The organism is Scytonema sp. UIC 10036, from assembly GCF_009725235.1.
On the sequence record NZ_WJFC01000003.1, the window covers coordinates 108,761 to 124,224 of the forward strand.

8 protein-coding genes are annotated in these 15,464 nt (G+C 43.9%); 2 read left to right on the forward strand and 6 right to left on the reverse strand.

Translation table 11 applies throughout. From position 1 onward, the window contains the following. Positions 1-3: 3 nt before the first annotated feature. Entirely contained in the window at positions 4-3,717 is a 3,714-nt protein-coding gene (locus F7734_RS02805) for a DUF6079 family protein (protein WP_155743287.1), read from the reverse strand. A gap of 86 nt (positions 3,718-3,803) precedes the next feature. After that, the gene (brxF, locus tag F7734_RS02810) at positions 3,804-4,352 is read right to left on the reverse strand and encodes a BREX-3 system P-loop-containing protein BrxF (RefSeq protein WP_155743288.1); all 549 of its coding nucleotides are present in this window, start codon (positions 4,350-4,352) and stop codon (positions 3,804-3,806) included. A 220-nt stretch (positions 4,353-4,572) separates the two neighbouring features. Between brxF and F7734_RS02815 the strand changes: the two genes are divergently transcribed. Further along, on the forward strand, positions 4,573-9,969 hold the full coding sequence (locus F7734_RS02815; protein WP_155743342.1) for an ATP-binding sensor histidine kinase: 5,397 nt from the start codon (positions 4,573-4,575) through the stop codon (positions 9,967-9,969). Positions 9,970-10,093: 124 nt separating this feature from the next. Here the strand turns inward: F7734_RS02815 and fahA are convergent, their stop codons facing one another. From fahA to F7734_RS65040, 4 genes are all read right to left on the reverse strand, one after another. Continuing rightward, positions 10,094-11,431, reverse strand: a complete 1,338-nt coding sequence (gene fahA / locus F7734_RS02820) for a fumarylacetoacetase (RefSeq protein WP_155743289.1) — start codon at positions 11,429-11,431, stop codon at positions 10,094-10,096. Positions 11,432-11,632: 201 nt separating this feature from the next. Further along, entirely contained in the window at positions 11,633-12,916 is a 1,284-nt protein-coding gene (locus F7734_RS02825; protein ID WP_155743290.1) for an effector-associated domain EAD1-containing protein, read from the reverse strand. A 402-nt stretch (positions 12,917-13,318) separates the two neighbouring features. Beyond that, on the reverse strand, positions 13,319-14,050 hold the full coding sequence (locus F7734_RS02830; protein ID WP_155743291.1) for a phytochelatin synthase family protein: 732 nt from the start codon (positions 14,048-14,050) through the stop codon (positions 13,319-13,321). Between the two features lie 50 nt (positions 14,051-14,100). Next, positions 14,101-14,223, reverse strand: coding sequence for a hypothetical protein (locus tag F7734_RS65040; protein ID WP_279239652.1), 123 nt, complete (start codon positions 14,221-14,223; stop codon positions 14,101-14,103). 529 nt (positions 14,224-14,752) lie between these two features. Here F7734_RS65040 and F7734_RS02835 point away from each other — a divergent pair. Next, positions 14,753-15,454, forward strand: a complete 702-nt coding sequence (locus tag F7734_RS02835) for a DUF305 domain-containing protein (RefSeq protein WP_166481691.1) — start codon at positions 14,753-14,755, stop codon at positions 15,452-15,454. Positions 15,455-15,464: the final 10 nt, after the last annotated feature.

Sequence of the window (15,464 nt, forward strand, 5' to 3'; positions counted from 1 at the left end):
TTTTTACTCTACAACAATCCGAACCTTACCAGAATCTTTACCCTTAGCTAAATGGCTGAGATAGTCATCGAAGCGTTTTTTCATCTCTTGGACGGTACAAGGCGAACCCCCATTTAGTAACACCTTCTGCAAATCTTGTGTCTTAACGACTACTTTAACCAACCCAGAAAGAACTTCTTGAACTGCATGAATAAAGTCATTTGTCAACGGATTGGGAAGAACTTGCGATCGCAAAAACTCATCCACAATTTGTCTTTGCTTTGGTTTCAGCAAATTCAAATTTGCCCGTGTTGTTGGGTCATCCAAATTAGTCAACAGTGTCTGAGTCCAATCATTCAAAAGCTGCTCTAACTGAGTTTCCAAATCAACCAACAAACTGCTAGCAGGCAGATTTATTGTCTCAGTTGTCGGCTTAAACTGACAGTGAGGACAAATAGCCGTTGCTTGCATTTCCTGTTCGGTCAGTGCAAAACAAGTTTTGACTTTAGCCAAATCCTCCTGAAAATCCTTCAACTGGCTTGCTGGCATCAAGTCAACTGTCGTTAACTTCTGCAAACTTTGCAATCGCGTATCTTTGGTTAATTGTACTTTGCGTTGGTCATCATGCATCCCCAACCGTGCGCTAGCGTGCAATGCCATGTAAGTTTGGATGTAGTTCTGTTTCAAACCCGTGAGTTTTTGTAAGGTTTGCTGGCGGAACGTTGCACCAGAGCGTTTCTTGGAATTCAGTATGTCTGCAAGAATTTCCTCCCTCACTTGTCGCATCTGTGTTAACCAAGGATTCTCAACTGGTAACAGCGCCTCAGCTGTATCGAGATAAGATGCTACCGATCCCAAGTGAGTCACCAGTTCTTGCAATGCTTCAATTTCTTGCAGTGTTTGCAACCCAGGGCGGTAGGAACTCACTTCTTGTTCTTGAGAGCGAAAATTCTTGAGTTTTCCAGGAGTTGAGTAAGCTTGCAACGACTCCAAAAAGGTCTTCGTCCTATCTAGGCTAGAGCGATATTCATCCTGTACAATATCGGTTAAAAGATGGCGACCCCAAAAAGTTAACCCCGATTGCAGTTTTTGCCGTGCTAGCACCAATTTATTAACGTTCTCACTGACAGCTTGTTGTAATTGCTGAATTGGTTCATCCTTACCTTGAGTGACCAACTGCGCCATACCTGGTGCTAGTCCCAACAGTTCAAATAGTGCTTTCAGTGCGGGTAAATTCCAATCTTTTGGTTGCTCAATATGTTTGAAATTAACTAGTTCTTCAACAGAAGTCGTCACCAAACTATCCAAACTATTGGCATCAAATTTTTTCCCAGGAATAGCCAAGGCACTATCCCCGTTGTAAACTAAAGCTGCTGCCAGCACAACCACCCACTCTGGTTCTAATCTATACTGAGTGGGAGCCATATACTCAACCCCGGAGATATCCTGAATGACTTCCCCACGGTTGAGAACTTGACCGGAACCTTTTTGCTTCAGTAAGGACAAAATGTAGTTAGCATACTTAGAGCGATGGACATCTAACTTGTCTCCATCCAACAGTTCCAAACCATCAAGCACTGCAATTGCTTGTTTTGTCTTCGTTGTTCCCTTAAGAAAACGCAATGCATCTTGTGCAGCCTGGTTTTTGTTTTCCCTTGTGATTAACAAGGAAAAAATTGGGTATTCTGGTGCTTGGTCTACAAAATGAGCAGCTAAACAGCTAGAACTTACCACATTCACAATATCGCGCACGTTGGCACGCGCACTAGTCCCCATCTTTAGACCTTTCATCCATTCCAATAAAGGTTTGGTTTTTCCTTGGTAAGTTACTTCAAAGGTAGTCGTCATGTGCTGCTGCAACCAGTTCACCAAGTTTCGCAGAAAACCTTTGGCTTTATCCTCATAACTTTTTTTTGCCTGTCCTGATGAAGTAGAAGCCAAGTCAACAGCTGCAGCATACTTCTCTAAAGTTTGCTGAAAACTTGTATCTGGTTTGGTTAAGTGAAAGAAAACCTCATCTGCTAACTTTTCTTTTTTATAGGATGGGGGATCGTAAGGCTGGATAAAGTATAGATAAAAATCCCTAGTCGGCGCAGCTGTAGATCGCTCGTTTGGCGCACCAAAAAACAAATACCCTTGGCGAGTCACTTTTTTGCTCACCCACTCCACCTCATGTTCCCAAATCAAATAACCCGTGACATAGGTTTGGTCGGGACGTTCTGGAACTATTTGCTTGAGAGCTTCATAATAATACCTATCCAACTGAGTTTTACCTAGACTTTCAGCTCGCTTTTCAATCAAAGCATCGTAGTCATCGGTTTTCTTCAGGTCAATATAATATTGACGATTCTCTGGATTGGCAGAAATAAACTGACCGCTAACAGTTTTGATAATTTCCCGCAACACTGTTTCTATCTGCGACAGCAAATCATCAGCCGGTTCACCCCCCAATTCCGCTACCATGGCGTCATACAAACACAAACTGTCCCGCAACTCATCTGGTGTTGCACCCAAAGGCGAGTAAATATCCCCCGTGGTCAGACGGTGAACTGAAAGCGCTGACACAATTCGCTGTGCCATTGGCTTGTAAGCAGGACGGGTAAAAGCTTGTTGAATGCGTGTTTCCAGTACCCCAGAGCAATTGATGACCTCCCGAATATCGGGAACTGACCGGAAGGAAGCATTGTCTTTGAGGGTTTGCCAATAACTATCGTAGGCAATTAAACCGGGGGAATCCTGAGAAACTTCTTTCTCCAAAAGTTTTCGCATTCCCAGGGAGAGAGTTTTGAGGACTTCGCGCCTTTCGGCAACAGTTATCCGTTCAAAAGTATCAATATAATCGGGATGGATGGGAAAAAGACGAACAAACTCGTCCATTCGCTCGTTCATATTGCCGTAAAACTTGGCAAAAGGTGTGAGATGTTGGCGAATTTTCACCTGTTGTTCGGCAGTTTTCTTCAACAAACGTTCGGCGACAACATATTTAATATCTTTACGAGCAATAGAAACCAGCTCAAAACGGTCTTTTACCCGACGAATTGCTTCCGCAGCAAACTGGAAGCGGTCACTTGCAAACAGCGTTTCTTGCAAACCAGCAATGAGTCGGAACTTCAAATTTTTACAAACTTCGCCAATTTCCCGAAGAAAAGTGAGGTCAAGTATCAGTTCCTGGTCTTTGCGGGTGCGTAAGTAGTCCAGCATTTCGTCCACTACCACAAGCAGACCGAGGTCTGGGTATGAGTCACTAAAAGCGACCATCATATCTTCAAACACACCTTTGTGATTGGGGATTTTGTTTCGAGGTGGAAACTGAAATTCAATTCCCCAATCAGATAATGCTTGTTCAAGTTGCACGCACACAAAATCCCGCAAATCCATTGTGGTGGAACCCAGTTCTGTGCGAAGTACTTTGAATTTACCCGCAATACCAGCTGCACTTTGGGCGACTTGCGGATTGTGTAAAGCTGTGGTGAGGTGAGGGTATTCTGCGATCGCACTTAACACTGACATTAAATGCGACTTACCAGTACCGTAATTTCCTACAATAAAAATACCCTTATTATCGGCTGGCTGTTCAAATTGTAAATTGGGAAATACTACACCTGATAGCTTTTCTGCCATTTCATCGGAAATGACATAAGTGGAAACCAGTTGCTCTGCCTCAGCGAGTGCGCTAGCATTTTGTAACTGAATAACAGTTTCAATAGGTTCAAATTGAATTAAATCACCGTATTTCATATAGTCACTTTTGTATGTAGTAGCGCTTCAGCGCCATAAAACCATATATTTTTTAGCGCTAAAGCGCAACTACTAACCACCACTCTCTATAGATTGATGACTATACAATCATCTGTAGGACAACGACAGTACTCTGGATGACCCGATTTAGCATAAATAAGAGAGTTGTTTTCAATGTTACCGTTCCAAACAGCAACAATTGTGCGATCGCCCTTGGCGCAAGCCGTACCCGGCTTATCGCGAGCTAATTTCTGAAGACGTTCTAGAGGTTTTAACTTGAGGGACTCATCAAACAAAATCTCCAGACGATCCAAGAAAACAGCACCGTTGTTAGTATTCCCAATAATTTCTGCTAATAACTGTTGCACTTGTGTTGCTCTGTGCAATTGCCTCAATTCCAGCAACCGCCCGCTCAATTCTAAATTGATATTAACGTATCGGCTGTTGGTGGACTCAGCTACCTGGCAAAAGTTAATGGTTTGAGAACGAGTTGCAGGAACCACAACAACAATCAATCTGTAATACCGTTCGACAACTTGGTCAAAATAACTGCTAATTTGAGACGATAATAACTTAACTGCTGTATCTTCCTCATTCTCCTTGGTCTCTTCCTTCCTTATGTCACTTGTCCCCATGTCTCCGTGTCTTCTATCTACTGGTATTTTTCATCATAAATGTACGTCTAAGGGTAGTAACAACAATTCGAGTGAGACGTAACGCTGTACAAAATTGTAACGAGACCCAGATAAATTATCGTTTGGGTGACAATAATAATATAATTGTACTGTTGGTTGATCTGTTACTTAACTAAAACTTTAGGGAATCCTAGTGAAGCAAAGCCCTCTTCCTAAACCTATGACTTCTCTAGCACAACAATTCCCAAAAATTTCTGGCTATACCTTGGTTGAGCAGCTGTATCTAGGTTTTAGGACGGCTGTCTATCGAGGAGTACAAAGGTCGCAGCAATGTTCGGTGGTAATTAAGACACTGCGGCACGACTATCCCAGCTTCAGCGAATTGGTGCAGTTTCGCAATCAGTATGCGATCGCTAAAAATCTCGACATCCCAGGCATTGTCCAACCGATTAGTCTAGAACCCTATGCTAATGGCTATGCCTTGGTGATGGAAGACATCGGTGGTATCTCCCTACGTCATTACATCCATACTTCCCCTCTAAGTGTCGAACAATTCTGGCCAATTGCCCTGCAAATTGTGGATGTCCTCCACCAACTCTATCAGCAACGGGTTATTCACAAAGACATTAAACCAGCTAACATTCTGATTCAACCAGAAACTGGCCAGATTAAGCTGATTGACTTTAGCATTGCCTCCTTGTTACCCCGCGAAACCCAAGAGATTCAAAATCCCAACGTTCTAGAAGGCACCCTGGCGTATATCTCACCGGAACAAACCGGGCGGATGAACCGGGGGATTGACTATCGCAGCGATTTCTATTCCTTGGGAATTACCTTTTTTGAACTACTCACGGGACAGTTACCATTCCCAGCTAACGAGCCAATGGAAATGGTTCATGCCCATCTCGCTAAGCAACCACTCTCTGTCTGCGATCTCAACCCCGATTTGCCCATCATGCTCAGTGAAATCATTGGCAAACTGATGGCCAAGAATGCGGAAGATCGCTATCAAAGTGCCCTCGGTCTCAAGCACGATCTGCTGCGATGCCAGCAAGAGTATCATGTTGCGGGCAAACTCGCGTGGTTTAAGTTAGGTGAACGGGATATCAGCGATCGCTTTTTGATTCCCGAAAAACTCTACGGACGAGAACAAGAAGTTCAAACCTTGCTCAATGCTTTTGGCCGAGTTGCCAACGGAGCCTCGGAATTGATGCTGGTGGCAGGTTTTTCCGGTATTGGCAAAACCGCCGTCGTCAATGAAGTGCATAAGCCGATTGTACGCTGGCATGGCTATTTCATCAAAGGCAAATACGACCAATTCAACCGCAATCTTCCTTTTAGCGCCTTTGTCCAAGCCTTCCGCGACCTGATGGGCCAACTGCTGAACAGTGATGACGCGCAGTTGCAAGAGTGGAAAGCGAAGATCCTAGCGGCAGTTGGTGACAATGGTCTGGTGCTTATCGAGGTGATTCCTGAACTCGAACAGGTCATCGGCCAACAACCCCCGGTACCAGAACTCTCCGGCAGCGCTGCTCAGAACCGTTTCAATCTGCTGTTCCAGAAGTTCATCACGGTGTTCACCACACCAGAGCATCCACTGGTCATTTTCTTGGATGACTTGCAGTGGGCTGATTTGGCTTCTCTGAACTTGCTGAAGCTACTTCTGACAGAACGCGAGCGCGGTTATCTGTTCGTCATCGGAGCCTATCGGGATAACGAAGTGTTCCCGACTCACCCCTTGATGCTGATGCTTGATGAGATCAAAAAAGCTGAAACCCCGATGCACGCCCTCACCCTGGAACCCCTGAGCCAAGCGGATGTGAATCAATTAACGGCAGATACGCTCAGTTGCTCTCTTGAACTGGCTCAACCGCTGACGGAGTTGGTCTATCAAAAAACCAAGGGTAATCCCTTCTTCCTCACCCAATTTCTCAAAGCACTGCATGAGGACGGCTATATTTCGTTTGACTTCCAGGCAGGACATTGGCAGTGCGATTTGGCAACGGTAAAGTTACTTGCGCTCACGGATGATGTCGTCGAGTTCATGGCACTTCAGCTGCAAAAATTGCCTGCTGCAACCCAGACTGCTTTGAAACTGGCGGCTTGCATTGGCGCTCAGTTCGATTTGGTTACCCTAGCGATTGTCAATGAGCGATCGCCCGAAGATACCGCGATCGACCTCTGGAAAGCCTTGCAAGAAGGAGTGATTTTACCCATCAGCGAGATCTATAAGTTTTATCAGCCGTCAGAGCTTAAGGTGGCAGAAGTCAACTCTTCAGCAACGTTTAACTGTTGCTATCGCTTTCTCCACGATCGCGTTCAGCAAGCAGCTTATTCCCTAATCCCTGACGAGCAAAAACAGACGACTCATTACCGGATCGGACAACTTTTGCTGCGACAAATTTCTCCAGATGCCAGAGAAGAGCGCATTTTTGAAATCGTCAATCAGTTGAACTATGGAACGACGTTAGTTGAGGAACAACAGGAAAGAGACGAACTCGCCCAACTCAACCTCACTGCTTGCCACAAAGCTAGACTGGCAACCGCCTATCAAGCAGCCCGTGAATATGCCACAGTGGGGCTGAAACTGCTGGGAACAGACGCTTGGCAACGGCAGTACGAAATGACCCTATCCCTGCACGACTTAGCTGCCGAGGTAGCTTTTTTGGCTGGTGCTTTTGAGCAGATGGATCGGTGGGTTGAAGCGGTGATTCATCATGCGAAAACGCCTTTAGAACAAGTGCAAGTCTATCAAGTCAGAATCCAGGCGTTGGTAGCCCGCAATCAATTTTTAGAGGCGATCTCGATCGGTCAATCGGTCTTCCGCATGTTGGGCGTGAACCTGCCAGACGAACCAGCGTTAGACGACATTCGGCAGGTTAAGCAGGAAATTGATGCCTTAATTGGCGATCGCGCCATTGAGTCATTCATTCACCTACCGCCAATGACCGATCCCCAGCAGTTAGCGATTATGCAAAATGCGGCTCGGCTGACACCCGTCTGTTATATGTCCGGCACAAAGCTTTATTTCCTGGTCGTGGCGCTCCAGGTTAAATTATCGATTCAATTTGGCAATAGTCCGGTTTCGCCTTACTGCTACGCTGGTTACGCTTTCCAACTCAGAACTCTGTGGGGAGACATGGCAAAGGTGCCTCAGTTTGGGCAATTGGGATACCAACTCGCCTCAGAGCCAGATGCCAAAAATATTCGAGCCGCAACAGCCCTGTTAATGGGGGGATATGTGGGTCACTGGACGACTCATCTGCAAGATTCACTGCCCATTCTTCTGGAAGGCTATCAAGCAGGGCTAGAAACCGGCAATCTAGAATTTCTGGGCTACGATGCCCAGTTGTACTGCTTGAATGCCTATTGGTGCGGTCAACCGCTAACTGAACTCGAACCCCAAATTCGCGCCTATTACCAACAGTTGTGCGACCTCAACCAATTCACGGCAGCAAACTGTGTTTTAGCTTACTGGCAGGCGGCTCTCATTCTGCTGGGTCAGTCAGAGGAAGAAATTCCCTTACGCCAAGATTCCTATGAAGAAAAAGTCCTGGCTGAGGCAAAAGTCGATTTTTACCGACTATGCTACTTTTACCTGTATCGATTCACATTGAATTACTGGCTGGAAGACTTTGCCAAAGCAGAACACGATGGCGTTCAAACCCGACAGTATTTGGCTGGGGGTATAGGAAATATCGTTGAACCGCTGTTATATTTCTATGATTCTCTGACCGTGCTTGCAACTCCTGGTGAATCGATGACAGAGTCGGAGCCTCGATGGCAGCGAATGCTAGAAAATCAAGCAAAGTTAAAAGAATGGGCGCATTATGCTCCCATGAATTTTTTGCATAAATATCATTTAGTTGAAGCTCAAAAGCATCAACTCCTCAATTGCAAAACAGAAGCTCTAGAACTTTATGACCTGGCGATCGCAGGTGCCAAAGCCAATGGCTACCCTCAGGAAGCAGCCCTTGCCAATGAACTGGCGGCAAAATTCTACCTCGCTTGGAACAAAGAGCGGATCGCCCAAGCTTACATGATTGAAGCCTACTATGGCTATGCTCGCTGGGGGGCGAAAGCCAAACTCGCCGACTTGGAAATTCGTTATCCTCAACTGCTGGCTCCCATCCTCCAACAAGCGCAGACACCACTCTCTATTGACGAAACCTTATTTGCCACTGGAACTGTCACCGCGACTAGTACTTCCTCCACGAGTCTTTCTGATTCCCTGGATCTGGTTGCCATCCTCAAAGCTTCCCAAACTCTTTCCAGTGAAATTGAGCTCGATCGCTTAATTGGCACTCTCTTGCTTACGGTAATACAAACCTCAGGTGCTACGCAGTGCGCTTTGATGTTGAGTGAGGGGCAAAATCTCACGGTTCGGGCTAGGGCAGAACTGACGGAATCGCGCCAAATCGAAACGGAGATTCTGCATCCGGCGGAGTCGCTTATCGATAGTGGTATAGTACCTATCAGTTTAGTAACAAAAGTCAAACGCAGCTTGCAGCCTGCTGTGATTACCAATGCCGCGCAAGAGCCGCTATTGATCGGCGATGTGTATATCCAAAACCAACAGCCCAAGAGTCTGTTGTGCAGCCCCATTCTGCAACAGGGCAAGGTGCTGGGCATAATCTATCTGGAAAATAACCTGGCAACAGGAGCCTTTACCCGCGATCGCGTTGAGGTGCTGAATCTGCTCTGTGCCCAAGCTGCGATTTCACTGGAGAATGCTCGCCTCTATCGGCAAGCCCAAGTCTATGCTCAACAGCTTGAAGAATCTCAGCTTCAGATTGTGCAAAACGAAAAAATGGCTACTTTAGGTAACTTGGTGGCAGGGGTTGCTCACGAAATTAATAACCCAGTCGGCTTCCTCAACGGCAGTATTAACAATGCCAAAGATTATGTACGAGACCTGTGTGAGTATTTAAACACCTATCAGCAGCACCAGCCGCCTACTGGTTCAGTGGCCGAATTGGCTGAAGAAATTGACCTGGAGTTTCTCTTGGAGGATTTACCCAAGTTAATTGACTCAATGAAAGGCGCGACCGATCGCATCAAAGGCATCAGCACCAGTCTGCGTACTTTCTCTCGTGCCGATACGGAACACAAAGTTAAAGCCAACCTGCACGAAGGGTTAGATAGTACGCTGTTAATTCTCAAGTATCGACTCAAAGCGAATGAAAACCGGCCTGCCATTCAAGTTATCCGAAACTACGGTGACATCCCTGAAATTGATTGCTTCCCCGGTCAGCTTAACCAGGTGTTTATGAACATTTTGGCCAATGCGATTGATATGTTCGATGAAATGGCACAGCAAACAACCTTTGAAAAGTTAGAAAATCATCCCCAACAAATCACGATTCAAACTGCATTATTATCCGAACAAAATGCGGTTGAAATTCGCATTGGTGACAACGGTAAAGGCATGAATGAGGAAGTTAAATCTAAGATTTTCGATCGCTTGTTTACCACTAAAGAGGTTGGCAAAGGAACGGGGTTAGGCTTAGCGATCGCCCGTCAGATTGTGGTCGAGAAACATGATGGTCGGCTAGAAGTCCAGTCGGAATTGGGACAAGGCACTGAGTTTTCCATCTCCCTCCCGGTTCGGGGTTAAGTCATCCATCCTGCTTGAAACGCTGTAGATCAACCACCGCTGTGGTGCAGTACAATAATTGTGTTGCAGCGGACAGTTTAGATATCTTGGTGTAGATGCAAAAGTCTATGTTAAATTATGTAACTTATTGTTGAGAATTTTCATGGCTACTAGTATGTAAGATGACACCCCGACACTCTCCAAAACCTATCCTCACAAAACCTGGTTTCTCACAGTACCCGCGCAGGATTGCTTCATCACCATCTAACAAAAAAGAGCGCATCTCACCTGTAGGTAGTTCAATCTGATTGACTCCACGCTGCGTTATCTCTAACAGACATCCTTGTGAACCAATTGCAGCACCTGAAACTGTTCCACTCGCTAACAAATCACCAGAACGGAGGTTACAACCATTACTTGTGTGATGAGTTAGCATTTGTGCCATTGTCCAGTACATTTCTTTAAAAGAGCCACGGCTGACGCAGAATGGTTCTAGCCCCGCCTCTCGCATTTGAACCGATCGCAGTAGAGCTTCTACCGTAATATCAACACCCCCCATTTTAGTATCTTCTGGGGAAAGCAGATAAGGTAGCAGCGAAGGGTCTTCCGGATCGCGCTTAAAAGCTGGACTTCGGAAAGGTGCTAGTGCTTCTTGAGTCACCACCCAAGGTGATACAGTCGTTGCAAAGCTTTTCCCCAAAAAAGGACCCAGGGGCTGATATTCCCAAGCTTGAATATCCCTTGCTGACCAATCATTGACCAAACACAGCCCGAAGATATGTTCTTCAGCAGTCTCTATGGGGATAGGTTGTCCCAACTCATTGCCAACACTCACAAAGAAACCAATTTCGAGTTCGTAATCTAGCATTTGAGTTGGTTCAAAACTAGGGGTGAGTGCTTCAGGGCTTTTTCTCTGACCCTTGGGGCGCACAATAGCTGTATCACTAGGTATAATTGATGAGGCACGTCCGTGATAAGCAATGGGGATATGTTTGTAGTTGGGCAAGAGAGGATTATCTGGACGAAAAAGCTTTCCTACATTAGTTGCATGAAAAATTGAAGCATAAAAATCAGTATAATCACCAATATTAACTGGTAGTAAAAGTTTAGCAGCACACATGGGAACGAGCATTTGTTGCGCTGTAGGCGAGCGATCGTTCAATTGCAGTAATTGACTCAGGTGACGGCGTAACATTAATGAAGCCCCACCTCCGAGTCCCATCAGTTGATTTAAGTTAGATTCCCCGCAAGCCACTTGTAGATGTTCGGGAAGTTCTTGCAAAAGCCCTGTCTGCAAGCATAGGAACAAATCCAGAATTTGGTCGCCTATAGCAACACCGATGCGTGAGGGTTCAGCGCTGTCTAAAAGTTGAAATACACCAAAAGGTAAGTTTTGAATTGGAAAATCAGTGTCCTTGCCATTGGCTGATTCTACCCAACTACGCAAGTTTGGATCGTGGGTGGTGTCGATGGGACGGCTCATAACATTTGCAACTACATTTGGATTTTGGACAAAAAAGATGATTCGGTAGAGAATCGGCAAAACTAAAAGTGCCCAATTTGAGGTAATTATAGTCAAAGGGAACAAAAAACAGGGAACACCTGACTTGTCAAAGTGGGGGATTAATAAGTATTTCTAACAATGACCGTTCAAGACGATAATTTGTCTGGGTGACAATTTTCCTTATATTTGCAGTCTCCAAACTTTAATTTCTCCATTCTGGCTACTGCTTGCAACTACCCGAACATCAGCACTTACCGCAACAGACTGAACCGAGCGAGCGTGTCCACCTAGATGAACAATCATAATTCCTTTGATGGAATCCCAAACCTCAATTTGACCATCTTGATTACCACTTACAAAGAAATGACCGCCATTCACTATAGCTAAAGAGTTAATAGCTGAGGTACTATGGCACGACTTTTTACTATTTGTTTTTAAATTCCAGATTTTCATTTGACCGCTTTCATCACCACTGACAACTATTTGACCATCAGGGGCGATCGCGACTGCGCTCACAGGTTTATTATGCATTTCTGGAAAATCATAGGGAGATTCTCTAATAGTATCTAAAGTCCAAACTTTGACTCTTTTAGTACCCGTACTCAATACAAGAACTCGACCGTTAGCACTCAGGCTCAGAGAGCGAACTGATTTTCTATATCTTTCAAATGCTCTAAAGTTATAGCGATTGTCAATAAGAATTTTAGCATCTGTAGCATTTATATTTATAGATTTGACTTCAACAGTTCCACCTTCACTAACACTGACAATAATTGGGGAAGTACTATCTTTACTAATAGCAATCGAACGGATTGCAGTGGAGTGCCATTTACTATTGTGAAGAAGTTTGGGAGGAGTTAAGAATGTAGAATCGGTTGACATCTGCCAAATTTTACCATTACCACTCTTGCCACCGCTAATAATCATGTTGCGCTCGGAGTGAATGGCAACTGACTTAACTGAGTCCTCATGTCCCCTAAAAGCATTAATTTCCTTTTTACTATTCAGGTTCCAAACTCGAATAACTCCCTTATCGTCACCACTAACAAGTATTTGACCGTCAGCACTGATGTCTATAGAGTTAATCATCGAGGTATCTAATGGGTCTTTAGGGAGCTTCTCTTCATTAATTATATTCCAGTTTTCAGTATCATCTGTTTTTTGTTTAGTATCATCTGTCTTTTGTTGAGTATCATGTGTTAACAGTTCTTCGGCAACGGATTTTAAGAGTAAATTTTCAGGAGTTAACTTGCATGCCGCAAGAATTAGTTTTTTAACCCATCCCTGAGCCTCTGCTATTCTTATGAGATTAAAAACTATGTCATTTAAGTTACTATCTTCAATTATTTCATCTAAGTTTTTATCTAGTTCAAATGATAATAATTGCTCGATCGATGATTTTTTAGGAAAGGCATTAATCAAAGCTTCTTGTAGTTTTTTACGTTGCTGACCAGATAAATTCATGTTTTTAAAAGAGAACGGGGAACGGAGAACTCTTAACGGGGAACACCGGATAAGTATGGTGTGGCGTTACACCGCACCAAGGCGTGCCACGCTCTTGAAATGTATCATTTCAGTATAGTGTGGCGTTGCGACCGGATTTTACCTAGAAGGGTACAGGAAACAGATCGTTCCTCCCTGTTCCCTGTTAGGCGTTGCCTTCTTGTAAAATGACAGTTAAATAATTATGTACCGCTATCTCAAAATGCGTCAACAAGGTTAACAGGGGTCTTCAGTATAACAAGTCCAACAACAAAATCAAACTTTTCAAGGAACGTACAGCAGTACAGCAACTTTGGAAAAAGGCAAAAATAATCTAGAGGAGTTATTAGAGCAATCTGACTCTATCTTACATATTGATTGGAATTATTGACTGATTTGCAACGGTAGCTTACTAGCTAGAAAATCAGTGCAAGTTGGAGAAAAATGCGATCGAAAATCTTCTTTAGATAACAAAATGTAACCTCGAGACTTTCCAGTTGCCTTATCAAGAGAAGCAAGAGCATCCCAGAGTAGTGATAAAGGAACCCAGTGCGACGGGTACTTAAAGCGAGCAACATCCATAATTAACACTAAGTCTCGTTTTGGGTGATATCCTCCTACTGGAGAGAAATGACCATCTCCAGTTTGTCCCAAAATTTCTCGCGAGTAGGAAACGACTAGGTGAAATCCTTCTGGAGATCGAGTGGCTTTTCTGACAGTTTCTCGAAATGCTTCGATAGTTGTATTGTCATAACGATAAGCCTCTACTTTTGCTCCATTACAACGCCCCAAACATACAAATTGGTCGAATGTCATTCCCTGTTCTTTAATAGCTGACAATTGCAAGCAGCAATCAAGTATTTCCTCACTGTACCATCGCCACAATCCTTTCCAGATTCGACCCGGATCGATTGACAGTGCGTTAAGGACAACAACGAGTGTAGCAAGACCGCAGTAAGCAGGTTCTGACTGGGTATGAAATTGCTCAGCTAGAGCAAAATAACTTTCCATACTTCCTAGAGTTAATGCTTCTGTGAAAATTTGTCTGCCTTCTGAAGATGAAAAAGCAATAAGTTGTGACGGTAAAGGTCGGCGATAAAATCCATTAGTGTCCATATAAGCTGGTAGATCTCGATCGATAAGTTGATTTATTTAATGATTTAGAGTTATTTAATCGCAACACAAATTGTTAGAGTAGGACGGGCATTGCTCAATAAATCGCGAATGTGGTTGGCAATGTCTACCCTACCGTGAAGTATGTTTCCCACTTTCCAAGCTGCTTTTAACATCTCTTTCCATAAATTTCGGATTTCTTGAGCTAATATAATTGAGTAAGTTAGTGTTAATAATCATAATGGCTTTGTAGTAGGGATGCATGCGTTCGCCGTCAGGCGTGCCGTAGGCATAGACAGCGCTACTACGAACGAAATTAGCGAGTTTTATTTTTTGTTACAGAGTTGGTTTTTTCTCCAATTTACTGAGAAAAAATTGCTGACTTGATCTTAGACTCTCCTGTTAACTGGAGAGTCAAGTCGCTTCAGTGCAATTTGTTATTCTTAATTACCAATTATTTTGTCAGAGATGATTTATAAAGTAAACATTAAGACACCGTAGGTTGGGTTGAGGAACGAAACCCAACGTTTAATGAAATTGTTGGGTTTTACTTCGTTCTACCCAACCTACACAATACATTTGACCATTTAAGATTTACTTGATAAATGACCTCTCACTGGTTGCTGTTAAAATTTCATCCTCATTTCATTTTAATTTGAAATACTAGACATTGAGTATAGTTTGATGAAATATATGAAGAAATCTATGCAACGCATTTCTTGGCAGAACGGGTTTTTTACTTTTGTAGCACTTACATCCCTAACAGGGAGTTTACTCGCATCCTGTTCGACAACTACCTCCCAAACTCAAACCCCATCCTCGGAACCGACTGCTGTAGAAGCAGGCAATAAGCAGCATATGAACCATGGTGGTATGGAACATGGGAACCACACGAGTCACAGCATGGATTTAGGTTCTGCTGATACTAACTACGATTTGCGGTTTATTGACGGCATGAGATTGCATCACAGAGGGGCAATTGAAATGGCAAAAGAAGCGGAGCAAAAATCAAAAAGACCTGAAATTAAGACTTTGGCACGTAATATTATTCTTGCTCAAAATAGGGAAGAAAATGAACTGTTGCGATGGCGAAAAGATTGGTATCCCCAAGCCAGTGCAGAACCTGTTGTCTATGGTGGAGAAGGTAAGTCTGTTATGCCAATGTCGCAAGAACAACAGCAAAGTATGAAAATGGTTGAAAATTTGGGTTCGGCGGATACTGAGTTTGACCTGCGGTTTATGAATGCGATGATTGTTCATCACGAAGGTGCTGTCGATATGGCAAAAGATGCGTTGAATAAGTCTAAGCGCCCTGAAGTTAGAAAATTGGCTCAAGAAATTATTGACTCTCAGCAGAAGGAAATTGACCAAATGAACCAATGGAGAAAAGATTGGTATAAGAAATAACTTGATTTCT